Below are 18,568 nucleotides of genomic sequence, written 5' to 3'. Positions count from 1 at the left end.
TTACACCAGCTTCCACGGCCCGCGATAAGGCCGTGAAAGCAGCGCCGTCGCCTCCGGATCATTCAAAATCTGTTCATTCTTCACATCCCATTGCAGCTTGCGCCCCACCAGCATCGAGATCAATCCCAGATGCCCGGGAATCGTCGAATGGTGTCCCACTTCCACCGGCGTAATCGTCGGCTTGCGCGACTTCACGCAATCCAGAAAGTTCCTCTGGTGCTGCGTCGATTCATACAGCTTCACCTTGCGCAGATTCTCGGCAAGGGAATCGCCCTTCGCCCAATCCGGATTCGAAGCATCGAAGCCGCTGCGATCCACCCACACCCAGCCATCCGTGCCAATCCACTTCGTGCCCATCGAAATCGCGCCCGACCCGCCCGCAATCGTCAGATGCACATCGTTCGCATAACCCGTCACATCCTTGCGGTACACGCAATTCACCGTATACTTCGTAGCCGTATTCCACACAGCATTCACCGGCGGAGCCTCACCAAAAGCCTCCACCTCGGAAGGCCCGCTCACATCAAAGCCCAACCCCCAGTGCGCAATGTCGCCGTGGTGTCCAATCCAATCCAGCAACTGCCCGCCGCCCGTGTTGTAGTTCCACCGCCAGTTCTGGTAAACCCGCACATCGATATACGGCTCCATCTTCGATGGCCCAATCCACGTCTCGTAATCAAATCCCTCAGGCGGAGGCGTAACCGCCAAATCCCACGCCGGCGTCCCCGGCACAATCTCCGCCGGCCCCGGTAATTTGCCGTCCGGCTTCGGCCCCAAACTTGCCAACCGCTTGTCCAGCGCAGGCAGCGTTCCGGGAAAATCATGATGCCCACCCGGCAGCCCAACTTCAACATGCGTGACATTCCCAATCAGCCCATTGCGAACAATCTCCGCCGCCTTGTGAAAACTCGGCACCGAGCGTTGCCACGACCCCGTCTGCCAGATGATCTTGTTCTGCTGCACCGCGCGAACAATCGCCTGCTGCTCGGCAATCGTCTTCGCCAGCGGCTTCTCGCCATAAATATCCTTCTTGCGCTTCGCCGCCTCAGTGGCCACAATCGCGTGCCACTGATCAGGAATCGCAATCATGATGGCGTCAATATCGTCGCGCGCAATCATCTCGCGAAAGTCCCGATACCTCTTGCAATCCGTATTGCCATAGTGCTCGTTGATGGCGCCCACAGCGGCATCCATCTTCTTCGGATCGATCTCGCACGCCGCCACAACCTGGCAATCCGCCTGCGCCATAAAGCCCTTGGTGTTATTCGGCCCCTGCATGCCCCAGCCGATAACGCCAACAGCAATGCGATCCGATGCGGCCACGCGACTCGCGCGCACAAGCGGGCTGGATGCAACCATTGCGGCCGCACCGGCCGATTTCACAAAGCTGCGACGGGAAAACAGGGAATCGGTAAGAGGGGTCCGCATGAGTATCTCCGAAATCAGCGCAAGTCTAGCACGTCACATCCGGCATCCTACAATGGAGTCAGCCACCTGACTGGAGCAAGCCCTCATGCCCACCTTTGAAGAGTCACTCAAGAAGCTCGAAACCATCGTCGAACAGCTCGAAAAAGGCGACCTGCCGCTTGAGGAATCGCTGAAACTCTTCGAGCACGGAGTGGATCTTTCCGCATCCTGCAAGAAGGAATTGGACGAGGCCGAAAGCAAGGTACAAACGCTCACCCGGCAACGGGACGGCTCACTGAAGACCGAGCCTTTCCCCACGGATAAATAGCTCCCGGCCAACACTTCCGCATCCTTCAGGGCTTCACAAAAACAACAGCCGCCATCGAGCGCCCTGCCGAAGTCGCGGTATTCGTTTCATTCAACAAATGCATTCCCTGCGACAGATTCATCTCCGCAGGCACCGCCGTGAAACCGCCGCGAACCTCGCTGGTCTCTCGCGCAATCGTCTTGAACAGCATGGCCCGCCCGTTTATATGTACTTCCAGCCGCTCCGTCTTCCAGTCCGTCGGGCTCACCTGCGTCCGCCGCAGCTCAAACGATCCGCCCTTGTAGAGCCGCCCCAGAATGCCATAGCCGAAGTCGACATTCGCCATCAACTGTCCATTCAGCGCAGCCATCCGCTTCATCCGCTCGTCGATCCAGAGATCGCCGCTCATCGCATGAAAAATCCGTGCTTCAATTGAGTGCGGCGGATAATTCGGATTAGGCCGGAAGTGCAGATGCCGCAGTCCGTTCTCCCCGCCTTTGTCCTCGTAGAGAAACGCCTCCGGAAGCAGCGCCACAATCCGTCCGATCCGCTTCTCATCGTCAATGTAAGCCTGCTTCAGGCTGGCCTGCTCAGAGGGCGAGTTCAGCAGCGTTTGCAGCCGCGCCTCTTCCCGCTCCTGCTCCTTCACATCCAGCGGATGACCGTTCATCTGCTTCACCCGCGTCAACGGCCCGTCGGAGGTCTCCACCTGCTCCTCCAGCAAGGTCTCCTTGGGCGCATGCTTTTCAATCCAGTAGCGCCACCAGCCGTGCCGCTCATGGTCGTGCATCTCGTTGTAAACCACTTCGCGCACCAGCGTGACAGGCGCCTCAGATTGTGCCGGAGATTGCGCCGGGAATTGAGCCGGGAATTGAAATTGCTGCGCTGCGCCTGTCGCAGCACTGAGAGCTACGGTCAGCATACAGAACACACGTGTGGGGAACGGGTGCATCTGGACTTGCATCTGGCCTCCTCTGGCTCCTTCAAATTTGTGGAATGAGGATCTCGTCTTCAGCGTCAGTATCGGCGGATGCTCGTAAAGGGTTGACAAGGCGCGAGTGAAATTTCCATGAAACCTCCCGCAAACCCCGCAATTCCCAAAGAAAGACGAACCATATTCATCAACACCCGCATGTTGCCTTGTACACTGGGTCCATGATGGACGAGCAGGAATTTCGCCGCGCGGCCGAGACCGCCATTGATGCCCTCAAGAAGCATTTGATCGTAAAGGAAGAAGACGACCAGGCCGGCTTTGAAGTGGAAGAGCAGAACGGCGTCTTGAATGTCGTCTTTGAAGAGGCAAGCGGCAAGTTTGTCATTACGCCCAACACCCCGGTCCGCCAGGTGTGGATCTCGGCGCTTTCCACCAGCTTCAAGCTCGACTGGAACCCGGACTCCGCCGCATTCGTTCTGCCCCGCACAGGCGAGCAGTTGATCCCGCTTCTTGATCGCCTGATCGAGGAGTATCACGCAGGCTGAGCAGGGTCTGGCCAGGCTTGATGAAATCGAGTCATCATCTCGCCCATCACTGAAACGATTCCGAATCCGCAGCCACCATCCATACATCGGGCCCTACGTTGAAATGGACCGATGTATGGGAAGGTTGATATGCCAGCGAATATCCGGCATCGAGCCTTGGCAGCCACATCCACTCCTTGGATCTTCGTCGGTCTGACAGTATTTGCCTGCCTCATCTCCGGTTGTCTAACCGCCTGCCAGCCCACGCTGGAGTGCGGCAACTGGACATTCACCGGCACGCCAAACACGTCGGCATCGCCCAAAGACGCCTTCCCCGTAAACAGCTCATTTGTCTTCAATCCGGCAAACTGCGGCAAGCAGTGCCAATGCACCACGGACGCAATGATCCAGATGGTGCGTGTATACGATGCAAGCGACCAGATGTTTATGGCCGGCTACGGTGAATCCACCGCATGGGCCGACGCGAATGGGTGGATGATCGATCAGCAACCGTTGATCGGCTGGGCATCAGGCTACTACGGAGAGAACAACGACGGAACCTTCGACCCTGACTACAACATCGTCGGCAGCAACGGCACGCCCAACACATTGAAAGACACTCCCGATGGATGGGGCGCCAACACCTACTTTTACGCTGTAGACGTCGCCGTCTGCGTCAACGCCGGCAAGGATCGAAGCTGCGATAACCATATCCTCGGCTATTACTTCTGGAGCTGGATCATCGATAGCAGCGGCGTCGGCCAGAAGTTCATTACCGCGCCTGCGTGGAAGGATCTGGATACCGAATTCCAGAGCGCCGTAGCCAGTTGGAACAAATGGGCGCCAACCTCCGGTCCGGTCGGTGGCGGCATGACGGGCCAGATATTGGTTCCGAATGCCGTTCCGTTCCCCACCTTGTCGGATCTATAGAGAGGCTCTCGTGAAACCGCAAACAGCCATCGGAATCATCTCGATCCTCGCCTGTCTTTGCGCTGCGGGATGCGGTAATGCGAAGCGCGAGGAGACTCCTGAGCAGACGCAGTTGAAGGCGCAGCTTGACCAACAGGAGAAGCTTGCAGCCCAGACCGCGCAGACCTATCACGCCATGGACAATGCTGCTCTGATCAACAAGCTCGTGGAGCAAAGCGCACGTAAACGCGAGCCATTCAACTCGCTCGCCTACCGCGAGCTGGTCACGCGAAAAGATGTCGATTCAAAGGCTCTGGCATCCATCGTCAACGAAAGGAAAAACGGCGATGCCATACTGCCGCTCCTGCTGCTCAGAAAGCTGGATCAAAAGTCATACACGCAAATACCGGCGGAAGTAAGGTCCGCCGTATTGACCGATGCTCTGGAGCAATCGAAGACATTCAATATATGGGGCATGCCGAACTTCTATCTCGAAGACGCGTCGCAGGCGCTGCTCGAATCCGGCCAGAGGGCGTATCCAAATCTTCGCCGGATGCTTTCTGAAACCCGCCCCGCGCCTGTCTATGGAAGCAAGGCATACAGGATATACATGCGCTATCAGTTCCGGCTCTGCGATTACGCCCTGTTCTATCTGAAGAGAATGCAAGGCGACGCAAACTATACTCTGCCCGTTTCCGTCGCGGATCGGGACACGCAGATCAAAGCTATCCTCAATAAATAAGGCCCGGCATCTCATCTGCCGGGCCCTTGGTTTTGCGCCGAAACCGGGGCCCCCGCGCAATGAACTTTTTTGCGTGGGGTAGGGAAGGCGCAGTTGCCTGAACGGCCAGTCCCTACTGCAGCGAGTAAACCGTCTTGAGAACCTGATCCGCCACGTTCTGTGGCAGTGGAGCGTACGAGAGTCCAGAAGCCTCGCCCTCGCCGGACTTCACGATCCAGCTCAGCAAATCGACCAGCACTTTCTTCTTGGCCGCGTCCTGAGTCTTCACCGGAATCAACAGATATGTGAAGCTCGAGATCGGGTAAGAATTCGCGCCCGGAGCGTTCGTGATCGAAACGCGGTAGTCAGCCGGGATCTTCGCCGTGGCCGCGGCTGCTGTCACACCCTCGATCGATGCGCGCACCCAGTTGCCGTCCGCATTTTTTACTTCGCCGAAAGTGATCTTGTTCTGCAGCGCGTAGAGCAATTCCACATAGCCGATCGAGCCTTCCATCTGGCGCACCAGTCCAGCCACGCCCTCATTGCCCTTGCCGCCTACACCGGTAGGCCAGTTGGGCGAGCTGCCCTTGCCGGGGCCATCGTTCCAGTCATGGCTCACCTTGCTCAAGTAGTCGGTAAAGATGAAGCTTGTTCCCGAGCCGTCCGAGCGATGCACCACGATGATCTTCTTGTCCGGCAGCGATACGCCTGGGTTGTCCTTGGCAATGCGCGGATCGTTCCAGTTGGTGATCTTGTTCAGATAAATGTCGGCCAGCAGATCGCCGGAGAACTTGAGGCTAGTCACGCCCGGCACATTGAAGACAGGCACCACAGCGCCCATCACCGTGGGAATGTGCAACAGCTTGATGGACGACGCGGAGAGCTGTGCGTCGGTCATCGGCATATCGGAGGCGCCAAAATCCACCTTGCCCTGCGTAACCTGCACGATGCCGCCGCCGGAGCCGATCGACTGATAGTTCACTTCCACGCCAGGATGCCCCGCGCTGTACTCAGAGAACCATTTGGAATAAATGGGCAGCGGGAAGGATGCGCCCGCTCCCGTAATCTTCTGCGCATGGGCCGCGCCCATCGCCAACATCAACAAACCAACGGCAATTCCCGTCTTTCTCACGTTACTCTCCCTTGCAGATCCGGCGTTTAAAGACAGATTCTTTCCTGAAACGCTCTCGCCTTCTTATAGATTTTCTAAGGATATTGTTACGGGGAGTTGAATGCCATGTCGAAATTAAGCACTTGCCGTCTTTGAAGATGTTTCCACGGGCGCTGCGGGAACCGCAATCGGCAGTGCAAACCAGAAGGTCGCGCCGGAGCCTAGTTCGCTCTCCGCCCAGATGCGCCCGCCGTGTGCTCGCACAATCTGGGCCACAATCGCCAGGCCCAGCCCGGTGCCGCCGGACTCCCGTGATCGCGCCTTATCGATCCGGTAAAAGCGCTCAAATATGCGGTCCAGATGCTCCGAGCCAATGCCCGGCCCAAAATCCTGCACAAAGAACTCCACATCGGTATGGATTTTCCTTGCGCCAACGCGAATCTTCCTGCCCAATCCACCGTATTTCAGTGCATTCTCAATCAGGTTGCCGAATACCTGGTTCATCGCATCGGGATCGACCAGGACCAATTCATCCGGCGCGCCCGCGCTCTCCAATTCCACGCCGGAATCCACAATCAACCCACCCAGCGACTCCAGCGCATCCTCTACCAGAGCATTGGCTCGCATCGGCTGGCGGGCCAGCTTGTAGTCCGGGCTTTCCACGCCGGCCAGAGCCAATAAATCTTCCGTCAACCGGCTCATGCGCCGTGCATTCTTTTGAATCACGCAGAGAAATTCGCGCGCCGTCTCCGGATTAGCCGCTGGAGTCTCGATCAGCGTTTCCACGTAACCCTGAATGGATGTGAGCGGCGTCCGCAGCTCATGGCTCACATTGGCAATAAAATCCCGGCGTGAACGCTCCGCTGCCTCCACTCGTGTCACATCATGCAGCACGGCAATTGCGCCGCCCGAAGGCAGGGGAGCAGCGTTGATCTCAAATATCCGTCCAGGGGCAAGCGAGTTGGAGCGGCCAGTCTTTACCTCGGCAGTCTCAAGCGCGCCTTTCACACAGGCCAGCAGGTCGGGATCGCGTACGGAGTGTACCAGCGGGCGACCCGCGCGGATCGGCGTGCCGGCAATGCGCTGCATCACGGAATTCGACCAGCGAACCTGCCCCTCCGCCGTCACCGCCACTACGGCCTCCTGCATCGAATCGAGCATAGTGGCCAGCTCCTGGCGCCGGTTTTCAATCTCGGCAAAGCTCTGTCCAAGCTGTACCGCCGTCTGGTTCAGCGCGGATTCCATGGACGAAAGCTCATCATCCTCCGTCCGCAAGCGCGCGGTCAGGTCGCCTGCGGCAATCCGATGAGCGAACTCCACCACCTGCCGCAATCGCCCGGTGATGCCGAAGGCTACCCATGCCGCTACCGGCAATGCCGCAGCCAACGCGATCAAGCCGCTCCAGAGCGCCTCGCGGGTAAGCCGGTGAAATGTATCGACAGGCCCTGCGGGAAGCATTTGCCGAAAGACCAGCTCCATGACCGCTGCATGAAAGATCAGCAGCAGGGCAAAGAGTCCCAGCAATTTGACAAAGACTTTGCGAGTCACTCGGCTCGGCTCCTATCGCTCTTGGTCGAGATGCCCTACTCCTTGGGGATCTCGAAGCGGTACCCGGCCCCACGCACTGTCTTCAGATAGCGCGGATTTTCCGGATCCACTTCGATTTTTTCACGAATCCGGCGCACATATACGTCCACCGAGCGCGGAGTCACAAAACGCGCATCGCCCCACACCGCGTCCAGCAGATGATCGCGGCTGTAAACGCGCCCAGGATGCCGCGCCAGGTAATCGAGCAGGCGAAATTCAGTGGCCGTGGTTGTTGTGAGCTGGCCGCGAACCGTCAACTGCATCGCATTGGCGTCGATCACGACCTCCTCAAACTGAATGACTGAGGGCGAAGTAGGCCGCTCGAAGCGCCGCAGAACCGCTTTCACCCGGGCCACCAGCTCGCGAGTTGCAAACGGCTTCGTAATGTAGTCGTCTGCGCCCAGCTCCAATCCCAGCACGCGGTCATTTTCCGCCGCGCGCGCCGTGAGAAAAATGATGGGAATGGTGGAAAGCGCCTGGTTGTTGCGCAGCCGCCGACATACGTCCAGTCCATCGCCGCCGGGCACCATAATATCCAGCAGAAATAGCGCAGGCGGTTGCCGCTCCGCGTCGGGGATCAGGTTGGTGGGAGTCAGATAAGGTCGAACAGCAAATCCCGCCGCTTCAAGGTGATGCTGCACCAGGCGGGAGATGTCTACATCGTCTTCCAGTACAAAAACAGATTGGCTCAACCGGATTGTCCTTAGCCGGCGGCCGTTCAAAATTCAGTTGCGGAGGCCGCACGGAATCGTGAACAGATTACTGCATTGAGGCAAATAAATTGCAAACGTATGATGAATTTGGCCCGGCAGACATATTTTCACCGAGGCGTTGAAAATCAGGCTCAGGTCCCGGTTTTTGCCAGATCCAGCCGTTTTTCTGCTTCCTGCGCCCGGGCTTCCTTCTCGGCGCGCTGTGTTTCCTCGCGCTTCTTCTGTACCTCCTGCGAAGCCAGCCAGATAAGCGAGACAAAGGTTGCCGCAAGCAGCACTATCGCCGGGATGCCGTGGAGTTGATCGAGGCCATCGGCATTCAAGTCGCCGTAGAGCATGGTCAGCCCCGCAAAGACAAAAACAATATGCGCGCAGAAGACGCGCAGAGAAGCCTTGCCAAGAGTAAGAAATGGCTCGATCGACACGATTTTTATCAAAAATCTCCGTGCCCAATAGATCAGCACCGTAAACGCGATCAGGTTCAATACGCGTAAAGGGCCAATCTGCCACTTGTCCAGTTTCACGCCCAGCGCCTGTGACGTCAGGTGAGGTCCCAGCCACTGAAAACGAACTCCAACAAAGAAGAGACAAACCGCGGCGGCCACCGTCGCCGCCCAGCAGGGAATCTTGAAGAGCGAATCCGCTTCCATAGCGGATCGTGCGCCCAGCCAAAGACCGACAATCCACACCGCCTGCCAGGCAAACAGGTTGAACGAGCCAGTCTCCTGTAGCGGAATCTGCAGGTGCGTTACATGCACCATCCAGTTATGCACCAGGTCGCGCAGGCCGAACTGCGCCAATACCCACAACGCTGCGCTGCCGGCGAGAATCCACTTCCATCCAATCCGCACGGCTCCGCTCAGCGCCAGCGGCGTAAAAAAGAGGAAAGTTACATACATCGGAAGAATATCCAGCAGCGGCGGGCAGTACAGCAGCAACACGGAGCCCACAATGGCCACCAGGGGATGCGCCAGGTAGAAGTCCAGCAGGTTGATCAGGGCTGCTTTGCGGGTATGAATCGCAATCTCGGCGACTACCGTAAAGGCAAAAGCCAGCATCAGCAGGTGGTACCCATAGATCTTTAGCGAACGCTTCCACAATCGTGTGCGCACATTGGCTGGATTCAATTGCAAATCCCGCATGTATAACCGCCCCACCAGAAGAGCGGAGACGAAGACAAATCCCTCCGCAGAGGAGATAAACCCAATCGGCTGATTCACAAAATCGCTGTATCGCGTGGGCAGATGCGTCACCGTCATCCAGACAAGGAACAGCCCGCGCAACGCATCGAGTTCAGGACGGCGTTCAAGCTTGGGTAGCATGCATCACTCATCCTGCAAGGGTAAAGTCCTTCCTCTGTTTAGACGTCTTCTCAAACAGCGAGTTGTCTGCGCATCCTCTGTAAGCCGGTAGATCGATGCGGGCGTACTGCTTTTTTGTTGACTTACGCCGTTCCGCTCTGCAACACTCGCTCTCCGTGCGCCGCACTTACGGTAGACGGCCCCCCTCTGATTCTCTACTGGAAATGCCTTGCACACTTCCGGATCTGGCAGTCAGGTCTGTATGGGTCCACAAGTACACAATGAAACTGGAGGAGTTATTGTGAAAAAGTATGTAGCGGAACTGATAGGCACGTTTATTCTTGTGCTTTTTGGCTGCGGTACGGCCGTTGTGGCCGGCGATAAGGTTGGAGTTCTGGGAATCGCATTTGCCTTCGGCTTTGGGCTCATTGCAGCGGCGTATGGCATTGGACCTGTCTCGGGCTGCCATATTAACCCCGCCGTAAGCCTTGGCGTCTTTACTGCCGGGCGCATGGGAGTGAAGGACCTTCTCGGCTACTGGGTCGGCCAGTTCCTTGGTGGCATCCTGGGAGCGTGGGTGGTTTCGATCATTGCCACCGGGCTGCTCAGCGGCTACAGCATCGCCACAAGCGGCCTTGGACAGGATGGCTGGGGCCCTGGCTATCAGGCCGGCTATGGAGTAGGCGCGGCCTTCGTATTTGAGTTTGTGGCTACCTTCATCTTTCTCATTGCCATTCTTGGTTCCACGCAAAAGGCCGCTCCGGCCGGATTTGCAGGACTGGTCATCGGTATTACGCTCGTAGTCATCCACATATTCGGTATCCGCATTACCGGCGTCAGCGTGAACCCTGCGCGAAGCTTAGGCCCTGCGCTTTTCGCTGGAAGACAGGCGCTCAGTCAGGTCTGGCTCTTCTTTGTAGCGCCATTCCTCGGTGCGCTCCTCGCCGGCTTGCTCTTTCGTATAAGGCTGCTTGATGCGGAGACTGAGATTCCGGTTCTGCCTTTAGTTACGACCTCTGCTCCGGCTCCGTTTCAAGCAAAATCATAAGCATCCTTTGTATATGTATGTTTCCCACAACAAACCCCGGCAAGCGCCAGGCCTGCCGGGGTTATTGTTCGTAGTCCGGATTCTTGCTCAGGCCGGCTTGGCAGTCTCGCCGCGTCCTGCGTGGAAAGCTCACCCTGCCGCGTTTTGGGCGCAGCTAGCTCATGCGCGGCGAACCGTCTCTTCTCGGTATTGGACTGCAATGCATAGCTGTATGCTGGGGATTCAGATTCGTACAGGAGGATTGCAACTTGGTCTGGCTGGCAATCGTGATTGGTATTGTGGTCGGAGCCGTCTCCGGCGTAGTCGGCATTGGCGGCGGAATTCTCTTCGTTCCCGCGCTCGTCGCATTCTTCGGCATGAGTCAGTTGCGAGCGCAGGGAACCTCGCTCGGCGCGCTGCTGGCCCCTGTCGGCGTCCTTGCTTTCTACGAGTACTATCGCAAGGGCAACGCCGATCTCCGTATCGCTCTGCTGCTGGCTCTTGGATTTGTGGTGGGCGGCTACCTGGGCGCGCTCGGCGCGCAGCATATCCCTGAGCTCTGGCTGCGCCGCATCTTTGCCGTTACGCTGGTAGTAGTGGGCGCCCGAATGTGGTTCACACGTTAGGCTCGGGCAATAAACCGCAGCCGCACATAATCCGCAACCCAGTTCCCATCCTCATCGCGCAGTGCTGTGGTGAGCAATTCGCAGGTCTCGTCCACAACTATCTCCCGCAGTGCCTCCGGCAAAGATTCCAACACTCCGCTGCGAAAGGTCCGCAGCCACGCAGCCATGCCGCCTTCGCCGAGCAATGTAGGCCGTGGAATCAGTTCTATGCGCTCCACCGTAAACCCGTGCCGCTCGAGCCGCCGTTGATAGCTCTCCGGCGATGGATAGTAGTTCACCCCATCCTCGTGATTCGCGAAGCCGTGCCGCGCCAGTACGGCTGTGAACCCAACGAGAATTGCCGCAACGTTCCCATGTCCGCCCATTTCGGCCACAAAACGACCGCCGGGCCTCAGCGCCCGATGCACCTCGGCCAGCATCGTGTCCTGATTGCGGACCCAGTGCAGTACGGCGTTTGAGAAAATCGCGTCGAAGTTCGCGTCAGGAAAGGGAAGTCTCTCTGCGCTGCCTTCGACAGCATCGATCCCGCGGCTGCGGGCTGCCGACACCATCTCCGGGGAAGCATCCACTCCTGTGACAATTGCGCCTGTTGCCGCCAGCCTCGCCGTTAGCTGTCCATCGCCGCAGCCAAGATCCAGAATCCGCATACCTGCCTGGGGATCAAGCCACTCCACCACGCCGCCCGCAAGCTGATGCACAAACGCGCCCACTTTTTCGTATCGCTCAGTATTCCAGTTCTGCGTCATGGGTAGAGTTTCGTGGTTTTGAGGAGCCTGCGGCAAAGTCATTCTGTTTTGAAAGTAGATAAGAAAAGTTTATGTCTTGCTCATGAGCTTTCGGATCGGCTCATTGTCCGCATAAACGCGCCACTCGATCAGCTTGCCGTCCTTCACAAAGGCGCGAATCGCTACCGGCGTGTGCCAGCGGTTCTCGGTCTTAAGTGTTCCATCTGAGGAGTAGGTTCCCTGCGCCATACCGAGCAGCAGAACCACCGGTCCCTCTGTATAGGTTTCCTCAATCGCCAGGGCGTAGTCCGGAACCATGCGGAAGTAGTCCGTCCATCCGGCCCGCATCTTTTCGCGTCCTTCCGCCATATTGCCCAGCGAATCGATAAAGCGATGGTCCACTGTCATCAATTCCGCCAGCGCATCCACGTCCTGGCGTCCGATCGCGCGGACAAACTCTGTGGCCACGGCAATAGGCGACACTGTCATCTGGCGATTGTAGCCCGCTTTGTGCAGCCCAGCTTCGCCGCCTACAATAAGGCAAGCGAAAATTTTATCGAGAGGATGTTTCCATGCCGCTTTCCGGAGAAGCTATCAGGTTAATGAACTATATTGACGACGTTTCCGTTACGCTGCGCCGCGTACTTGCCTTCATTCCGACGCTCTCACCGGAGGAGCGCGCTCGCGTCTCTAGCCACCTGCGCGCCGCCAAGCCCAGTGTGAATGATGTGACCGAGGCACTTGAAGCCGAATAATTGATCACAGTTGCCATCATTGGGGCCGGGCCGCTGGGGCGCTGGCTCGCACTCTCCGCGGCACGCGCCGGCTACCGCGTGCTGCTGGAAGACGTGATGCCGGCTAAGCTGGCTCTCGCCTCACAGGCCGCGATTGCTGTGAGCACAGACCAGATTTCGGTCGAACTCGTCTCCGCCGTCGAGGATGCAGTGCGCGATGCCGATCTTGCCATCGATTGCGTGCCCGATGAGCTGGAGTCGAAGCTTGAAATCTTGTGGCTACTCGACCGCATGGCGCCGCCAAAGATGGTCATTGCCACGCCCACTACGCAGCAATCGATTGTCGACCTGGCGTCCTGTACCTACCGTCCTGAGCGATGTGTGGCAATAGCTGTGGATCCACGCACACTATCCGGACCCGACTTCCAACGCGGCAGCGCCATAATTACGATCCGTACAACGCCGGCAACTCTTCCGGAAGCCTCCGCGCTAGTCGCCGGATTCTGGGAGAACCTCGGCTTTACGCCACGTGTGGAAATAGCTTCTGTATAGGAGCTACTTCGTCCCTGCGAGAATCTCTTCGTAAAACTTTATGTACTGCGGTACCACCAGCGTCGAGCAGAAACGCGTCTGCGCAGTTTGCCGTGCTGCCTCGCTCATGGCCTGGTGCCGCTCCGGAGCGCGCAGAAGTGCGATCGCGCCTGCCGCCATCGCATCCACATCGCCCACGTCGAAGAGCATCCCGTTCAGGCCATCTTCAATCAACTCCGTTACGCCGCCGACACGTGTCGCGATCGCCGGCACCTTACACGCCATCGCTTCCAGCGCCGCCAGCCCAAAGGACTCCATCTCGCTTGGCATCAGCATAAGGTCGGCCAGTGGCAGTAGTGCATGAACGCGGTCCTGCTTGCCCAGAAAATGAATTTTATTCTGGATATTGAGATCGTGCGCCAGCCACTCTGCGGCAGAGCGATCCGGCCCATCGCCAACAAGCACCAGCCGCGCGGGAAGCTCGCGCGCCACATCCGCAAAAACCTTCACCACATCTACCACGCGCTTGACCGGCCGGAAATTTGACAGGTGCATCAGCAAAAATTCATCCGGCTCTGCAAACGCGCTTCGCGCCTTTGCTCTTTGGTTGAGGTCATGAATGGGAGTATACAAATTGCAGTTTACAAAATTCGGGATCACTGCAATCGGGCGCTTCACGTCAAAATCGGCGAGCGTTTTTTCTTTCAGATATGCGGAAATACTGGTCACGCCATCGCTCTCATCAATTGCGTAGCGCGTAATTGGAAGATAACCGCGATCCAGTCCTACCAGCGTAATATCCGTGCCATGTAAGGTGGTCACAAAGGGCAGCCGGCGTCCACGGCTGTTCAGCATCTGTCGTGCCAACAGAGCACTTACAGAATGTGGAATCGCATAGTGTACATGCAAAAGATCTAATGCGTAATACTCTGCAACCTCTGCCATGCGCGAGGCCAACGCCAGATCGTACGGGGGAAATTCAAAGAGCGGGTAGTTTGAAACCGGCACCTCGTGGTAATAAATGCCGCTGTTACGCCCCGTTAGCCGAAAAGGTTGCGAATAAGAAATGAAGTGAATTTCATGGCCCAACGCTGCCAGCTCAATGCCGAGTTCCGTGGCCACAACTCCCGAGCCGCCATAAGTGGGATAACAGGTAATGCCAATGCGCATTCGGTTTAACTTTCCTGAAAGTTGTCAGAAGATTGGACGCGACGGGTAGGCGCGAAGACGCAAAACCATATCAATTGCGTGCAAGCGCTGCAAAAGAGGTCAATTCGAGTTGTGGCAACCCGTCCAGTGCGGCCAGAGCTTCACGCTCTGTCTCGCGCGAAGCCAGCAATTTCGTGTTGGCTTGCGCCAGATCGGAATCGTTATAGCCGGGATGCGTAACGAGTTCGTATACTGCATCGTTCCCTGCTGGAATCGCCGCCGCAAACGAACGGACTGTTGCGGCATCGAGAGTTCCCGTTGCCAGCACTCCCAGCGCGCCTGCAGTTGTAATAAAGCCCGACTCTGTAACAAATCGATGAAAGTGTGAAGCAAACAGCTTCAGCAACTGCACCTGCGCGCGCCTGATAAAAGGCGCGTGCGGAGTGGCATTGATCGACCACGCCGGCTCAAAGGGATTTCGCACTCTGAGAATCCCGCACGCTTTTGCCGCATGGATTACAGGGCACAGGACGCGGGGAATCATGTGCGTATGTTTGTGCGTGTCCACATGGGTGAGCTGCACGCCGCGCTCCTGCAGCAATAGAATTTGCCCGCGCGCCTCGGCTGCCACCTCGCTCATGTGAATCCTGCGTGTCGCAACCCCGCGCAGAAATGTTCCCAGGGTCGGGTGAAAGCGCCCCGTTAGCGGATCGGTCAAGGTGGGTAGTTGCGCCGCGGGCAGCACTGGATCGCCATCCACCAGCACCACATGGCATCCTACGCCCAGTGTGGGCGTGCTTTTTATGATCGCGATAGCATCGTCTGTTGCCATTGCTTTCGCCATCAGCGTGGCGCTGGTCAGTACACCCGCCTGGTGTAACTCAAGAATGGCGCGGTTGATGCCATTTGTCAGGCCAAAGTCATCCGCGTTAACAATCAGCTTTCTCACTGTGTGAGTCTACCAAGGCGATCACTGGTATGATGAAACAAGGCTGCACGGATGCAATCTGCCGGCCTTCCCATCCGCATGCGGGCGGTTAGCTCAGCCGGTTAGAGCACTTGCCTTACAAGCAAGGGGTCCGGGGTTCGAATCCCTGACCGCCCACCAATAAAATCAATAATTTAGTTGATAGTCGCTTTAATCTCTATGGTTGACTGCGGTGGATTTTGCGGGTACTCCGCCGCAAACTCCGGTTGTGCGGTGCTGTTGATCGATTCCACTGCGCTGCGCAGATCTTCGATTCCGAAGTGACCATACCGCGCAGCCATCTTTGCCATTGTGCTTGGCGACCATCCGACGATCTTCGCAATGATGGGAATAGGAACACGGGCCGCAATCATGCGGGACACTGCCGAGTGCCGCAGATCGTGAAGCCGCAGAGTCGAGAGCGCAACAGGCAATTCTTCAATCTCGAAATTGCAGTCCACGCAATAGAACCCCTTGCCGGGCTTCTGGCGGTCTGCTAGCGTTCCGTTCTTGCATTCCGGGCAGTGGCGCTGGGTGCGCTTCTTCGCTGACTGCCATGCCGTCTTGATAGTGCCAACCGGCTTGGTTACGTCAACCTCATACGTTCTAACCTCGCCGCCGAATGTGCCTTCCTCCCCGTGCAGCCCGTATTTCTCAGTCGGAAAAACGTAATGGGGAGCCTTGCGGTCCGGAAACTGGCTGGCCCACATCTCAAGCGTAGATACGGCGCGGCTGCTTAGCGGCACCTTGCGCCCCGTCCCGGTAGTCGTCTTGTCCTTGCCGATCTTCAGGTAGCGTCCGGCAATGTCTATCTGTCCCCACGTCAACGTACGGATAGTGTTGTAGCGCGCCCCGGTTTCGAGCAGGAGCACAACAAAGGGAAGAAGCGAATGAGAGACGGACCGGCCACACTCCAAAAGCAGACTGCGTTCCTGCTCGGCGGTGAGGGCCTGCCCTGCGTCCTGTCTTTCAGGGAGCATGGTAACGTCCGGCTGAATCCGCGCCCAGGCACCATACTTGCGCATGATCTGGCGGAGCAGTCCGACTTCGATATTGACCGTCCGGTTGCTTGCGCCCTCAGAGAGCCGCGCGGCCTGGTACTTCGCAATGTCACGCGCTTCAATGTCCACCAGCAACCGCTTGCCCAGAACGGGCAGCAGGTGAGCGAAGGAATACTTCGCAATTTCGCTCATGCTCTCGGACCACTTGCGCTGTTTGGATTCCTGCCATTCTGTAGCCGCTGTGCTGAGTAGGTCCGGGCGAGATTGACGGCGGATTCCGGCTGTCCCGTCCTTCAGTGATTGTTTGCGCTTTTCGTAGACTTCCTTCGCTCGCGTCTTGCTCGTCATCCCCGTAGTTTCGCGGATGCGCTGTGAGCGAAACAAGAAATCCATGATGAAAACTTTGCTGCCCTTCGGTCGATAAATTGACATTGCTGTCTCCTCCCTTTGTGAACTGGTTATCGACTCAACCCTCGGTGACAGACTTCAAGCGATCAATGAGATCGTCTATCTGTGCGGGTTTGAGTAACATGAGCGGTTCCCCGGTTTCTGATGTCGTAATCTGCATTGCGATCATCGTTGCCAGCTCCTTGCCTTGCTCCCGTGGCAGGTTCTCAATATCAGTGGTGGAGCGGAAAAGCCGCAAGGCAGCAAGGATTGTGTCTAACTCGACTTTGTGAAATTCGATTATGTTCATGGCTTACCTTTCTTTGTTTTGCGGTCGCTGCCGGACATATGATGACCAGCCTTCTTCCGTTCCGCCCATGACCATTTCTTGTTGGTGCAGGGGATGGAACAGCGAGTCTTTTGCTTGTTTTTGGTGTGATCGACAAACCACGTGTGGCAGATGGGGCATCTCTTGAGCCGGGTTAGATCGATGGCCCGATAGTAAACTTCCCACAACACCCATAGAATCCTGTCTACTTCTACCGCGTTCGCTCCTTCAACGATGGAGAACGATATGTGTGTTGCGTGAACCGCGATATTGTCGTTTGCGCGTTCAAGCCCTTCAATTCTCAGGATGCAGGGATTCGTTTCGAGAAACTTGTTGAGTGCATACAGCGGCGAACCTGGGGCCGGAGTACAGGGAGCGGGGCCGATGTCTGGGGACGCCACCTTTACCCATGCCTGCTCTTCTGGCGGCGTGCTCACCAGTCTTTCGATTAACTCGACTACATGATGAGCGGAAGAACTCTTCGGCACATTGTTCAGGACAAAGGCCAGATACTCCAATTTGAATAGATCGTCTCGCTGATACAGATAAAGCGGCGCAACAGCGGCGAGACTGGAATCCTCGCCTACAATTCTTTCCACAATTTTTTTCATTTTCGGAGATGGTTTCGTCTGCTTCATATCAGGGGTTTCCCGTTCCTACAAGGCTAACGAGTTTTACTTTATCACGACTTGAGAGAAGTATAAAAGCAGATTTCGATGATTGGAGTAATAAACATGAATCGACTGCTAACCGTTGACGAAGTAGCCCGCATGACGGGCTGGAGACCGGCGACCATCAGGCAGAAAGTTTGGAGACGTGAACTGCCTTACCTGAAGTTGGGCAGGTCGGTGCGGTTCAAAGAAGCGGAGATTCTGAAAATCATCGATGCTTCATCAATCCCCGCCCTGGAGCGCCAATGAGCGCGACTCAGCAGACGGATATTGCCAAAGTGCTCGACTGGACGCGCACGGGTGGCCCATTCCCCGGCACAGCGCCTGTGACGAAGATCGAGACGCGGCAGGCTGATAGCGTGTCCGTCAATCCGCCCGATACTCCATCAGGCCCGGAGCTGCTGTGCCTTGCAGATGTAGAGCCGAGGGCTGTTGATTGGCTTTGGGAGCCGTTTATTCCCGCGCGTATGATGACGATGCTGAGCGGCGATCCGGGAACGGGCAAGTCATATATTGCGCTTTCTATTTCTGCCGAGCTATCGCGTGGAAGGCTGCGGGATGGCCGAATCGTGGAACCAACCAACACTCTCTATCTGAGCGTTGAGAATCCGGTGGCCGAATCACTCAGGCCGCGCTTCGATGCACTTGGCGGCGATCCTGCCCGATTCTTCTTGCTGGAAGGAAAGCCGCAATTCGATGCGGATGGGAATAAGCACCTGATAGCTGTCACACTCGCAGACTTGGCGGCGATTGAGGCGGCGATTGTTAAGGTGCAGGCCCGGCTGATGGTGGTTGATCCCATTCAGAGCTATCTTGGCGCTGGCGTTGATTTGCACCGCTCAAATGAGACGCGGCCCGTCATGGATGGGTTGGCAAAACTCGCGGAGAAGCATGGCTGCGCGATTCTG

The 18,568-nt window shown here is 57.0% G+C and carries 23 protein-coding genes and 1 tRNA gene; 11 read left to right on the top strand and 13 right to left on the bottom strand.

Features of this window, described 5'->3' with window-relative positions; translation table 11 throughout:
* Complete coding sequence (locus tag ABSG47_RS15515) at window positions 1-1,428, bottom strand: Gfo/Idh/MocA family protein (protein ID WP_424170605.1); 1,428 nt, start codon at window positions 1,426-1,428, stop codon at window positions 1-3.
* A gap of 85 nt (window positions 1,429-1,513) precedes the next feature.
* On the opposite strand from ABSG47_RS15515, the gene ABSG47_RS15510 reads away from it, so the two are divergent.
* A complete protein-coding gene (locus tag ABSG47_RS15510) occupies window positions 1,514-1,735 on the top strand; it encodes an exodeoxyribonuclease VII small subunit (RefSeq protein ID WP_424170604.1) in 222 nt (73 codons plus the stop codon).
* Window positions 1,736-1,760: 25 nt separating this feature from the next.
* Here ABSG47_RS15510 and ABSG47_RS15505 read toward each other — a convergent pair whose 3' ends face one another.
* Window positions 1,761-2,678, bottom strand: coding sequence for a hypothetical protein (locus ABSG47_RS15505; protein WP_424170603.1), 918 nt, complete (start codon window positions 2,676-2,678; stop codon window positions 1,761-1,763).
* 176 nt (window positions 2,679-2,854) lie between these two features.
* Here ABSG47_RS15505 and cyaY point away from each other — a divergent pair, with 176 nt between their 5' ends.
* From cyaY to ABSG47_RS15490, 3 genes are all read left to right on the top strand, one after another.
* A complete protein-coding gene (gene cyaY / locus ABSG47_RS15500; protein WP_424170602.1) occupies window positions 2,855-3,193 on the top strand; it encodes an iron donor protein CyaY in 339 nt (112 codons plus the stop codon).
* Between the two features lie 129 nt (window positions 3,194-3,322).
* Window positions 3,323-4,102, top strand: coding sequence for a hypothetical protein (locus ABSG47_RS15495; protein ID WP_424170601.1), 780 nt, complete (start codon window positions 3,323-3,325; stop codon window positions 4,100-4,102).
* Window positions 4,103-4,112: 10 nt separating this feature from the next.
* Window positions 4,113-4,823 (top strand): hypothetical protein, encoded by a 711-nt coding sequence (locus tag ABSG47_RS15490; RefSeq protein ID WP_424170600.1) that lies wholly within the window; start codon window positions 4,113-4,115, stop codon window positions 4,821-4,823.
* 112 nt (window positions 4,824-4,935) lie between these two features.
* On the opposite strand, the gene pstS is transcribed toward ABSG47_RS15490, so the two are convergent.
* The 4 genes from pstS to opgC all read right to left on the bottom strand — a co-directional run bounded on the left by pstS (window position 4,936) and on the right by opgC (window position 9,535).
* Window positions 4,936-5,934 carry a phosphate ABC transporter substrate-binding protein PstS gene (gene pstS / locus ABSG47_RS15485; RefSeq protein WP_424170599.1) on the bottom strand — a complete coding sequence of 333 codons (999 nt, stop codon included), beginning with the start codon at window positions 5,932-5,934 and terminating at the stop codon, window positions 4,936-4,938.
* Between the two features lie 114 nt (window positions 5,935-6,048).
* Window positions 6,049-7,461 (bottom strand): HAMP domain-containing sensor histidine kinase, encoded by a 1,413-nt coding sequence (locus ABSG47_RS15480; RefSeq protein WP_424170598.1) that lies wholly within the window; start codon window positions 7,459-7,461, stop codon window positions 6,049-6,051.
* A gap of 35 nt (window positions 7,462-7,496) precedes the next feature.
* Window positions 7,497-8,192 (bottom strand): winged helix-turn-helix domain-containing protein, encoded by a 696-nt coding sequence (locus tag ABSG47_RS15475; protein WP_424170597.1) that lies wholly within the window; start codon window positions 8,190-8,192, stop codon window positions 7,497-7,499.
* A gap of 152 nt (window positions 8,193-8,344) precedes the next feature.
* Window positions 8,345-9,535, bottom strand: coding sequence for an OpgC domain-containing protein (gene opgC / locus ABSG47_RS15470; RefSeq protein ID WP_424170596.1), 1,191 nt, complete (start codon window positions 9,533-9,535; stop codon window positions 8,345-8,347).
* A 280-nt stretch (window positions 9,536-9,815) separates the two neighbouring features.
* Here opgC and ABSG47_RS15465 point away from each other — a divergent pair, with 280 nt between their 5' ends.
* On the top strand, window positions 9,816-10,562 hold the full coding sequence (locus tag ABSG47_RS15465) for an aquaporin (RefSeq protein ID WP_424170595.1): 747 nt from the start codon (window positions 9,816-9,818) through the stop codon (window positions 10,560-10,562).
* 248 nt (window positions 10,563-10,810) lie between these two features.
* The gene (locus ABSG47_RS15460) at window positions 10,811-11,167 is read left to right on the top strand and encodes a TSUP family transporter (protein WP_424170594.1); all 357 of its coding nucleotides are present in this window, start codon (window positions 10,811-10,813) and stop codon (window positions 11,165-11,167) included.
* On the opposite strand, the gene ABSG47_RS15455 is transcribed toward ABSG47_RS15460, so the two are convergent.
* A complete protein-coding gene (locus tag ABSG47_RS15455) occupies window positions 11,164-11,913 on the bottom strand; it encodes a class I SAM-dependent methyltransferase (protein ID WP_424170593.1) in 750 nt (249 codons plus the stop codon). The two genes, ABSG47_RS15460 and ABSG47_RS15455, sit on opposite strands and share 4 nt — an antisense overlap.
* Window positions 11,914-11,982: 69 nt before the next feature.
* Window positions 11,983-12,381, bottom strand: coding sequence for a nuclear transport factor 2 family protein (locus tag ABSG47_RS15450; RefSeq protein WP_424170592.1), 399 nt, complete (start codon window positions 12,379-12,381; stop codon window positions 11,983-11,985).
* Window positions 12,382-12,494: 113 nt separating this feature from the next.
* Here ABSG47_RS15450 and ABSG47_RS15445 point away from each other — a divergent pair, with 113 nt between their 5' ends.
* Entirely contained in the window at window positions 12,495-12,647 is a 153-nt protein-coding gene (locus ABSG47_RS15445) for a hypothetical protein (RefSeq protein WP_424170591.1), read from the top strand.
* Complete coding sequence (locus tag ABSG47_RS15440) at window positions 12,648-13,178, top strand: 3-hydroxyacyl-CoA dehydrogenase NAD-binding domain-containing protein (RefSeq protein WP_424170590.1); 531 nt, start codon at window positions 12,648-12,650, stop codon at window positions 13,176-13,178.
* Between the two features lie 3 nt (window positions 13,179-13,181).
* Here ABSG47_RS15440 and bshA read toward each other — a convergent pair whose 3' ends face one another.
* Together bshA and ABSG47_RS15430 are read right to left on the bottom strand one after the other, a co-directional pair.
* Entirely contained in the window at window positions 13,182-14,327 is a 1,146-nt protein-coding gene (gene bshA, locus ABSG47_RS15435; protein ID WP_424170589.1) for an N-acetyl-alpha-D-glucosaminyl L-malate synthase BshA, read from the bottom strand.
* Window positions 14,328-14,397: 70 nt separating this feature from the next.
* Complete coding sequence (locus ABSG47_RS15430; RefSeq protein WP_424170588.1) at window positions 14,398-15,255, bottom strand: ChbG/HpnK family deacetylase; 858 nt, start codon at window positions 15,253-15,255, stop codon at window positions 14,398-14,400.
* A gap of 82 nt (window positions 15,256-15,337) precedes the next feature.
* On the opposite strand from ABSG47_RS15430, the gene ABSG47_RS15425 reads away from it, so the two are divergent.
* A tRNA-Val gene (locus tag ABSG47_RS15425) sits at window positions 15,338-15,414 on the top strand.
* 14 nt (window positions 15,415-15,428) lie between these two features.
* Here the strand turns inward: ABSG47_RS15425 and ABSG47_RS15420 are convergent.
* Genes ABSG47_RS15420 through ABSG47_RS15410 form a run of 3 tightly spaced genes read right to left on the bottom strand, consistent with a single transcriptional unit; the run spans window position 15,429 to window position 17,588 of the window.
* Window positions 15,429-16,706: a tyrosine-type recombinase/integrase gene (locus ABSG47_RS15420; RefSeq protein WP_424170587.1), complete on the bottom strand. Its 1,278-nt coding sequence runs from the start codon at window positions 16,704-16,706 to the stop codon at window positions 15,429-15,431.
* 34 nt (window positions 16,707-16,740) lie between these two features.
* Window positions 16,741-16,971 (bottom strand): hypothetical protein, encoded by a 231-nt coding sequence (locus tag ABSG47_RS15415; protein WP_424170586.1) that lies wholly within the window; start codon window positions 16,969-16,971, stop codon window positions 16,741-16,743.
* Complete coding sequence (locus tag ABSG47_RS15410; RefSeq protein WP_424170585.1) at window positions 16,968-17,588, bottom strand: hypothetical protein; 621 nt, start codon at window positions 17,586-17,588, stop codon at window positions 16,968-16,970. Before ABSG47_RS15410 ends, ABSG47_RS15415 begins: the two co-directional genes overlap by 4 nt.
* A 135-nt stretch (window positions 17,589-17,723) precedes the next feature.
* Between ABSG47_RS15410 and ABSG47_RS15405 the strand changes: the two genes are divergently transcribed.
* Window positions 17,724-17,909: a helix-turn-helix domain-containing protein gene (locus ABSG47_RS15405; RefSeq protein WP_424170584.1), complete on the top strand. Its 186-nt coding sequence runs from the start codon at window positions 17,724-17,726 to the stop codon at window positions 17,907-17,909.
* Window positions 17,906-18,568 (top strand): AAA family ATPase (locus ABSG47_RS15400; RefSeq protein ID WP_424170583.1); only part of this gene is annotated, 663 nt, incomplete at its 3' end. The genes ABSG47_RS15405 and ABSG47_RS15400, both read left to right, overlap by 4 nt.

It is taken from the genome of Occallatibacter sp., assembly GCF_049510455.1.
Classification (GTDB): Bacteria; Acidobacteriota; Terriglobia; order Terriglobales; family Acidobacteriaceae; genus Telmatobacter.
The sequence above is the reverse complement of the archived record's forward strand: the minus strand, read 5'-3'. Positions and strand labels throughout refer to the sequence as shown.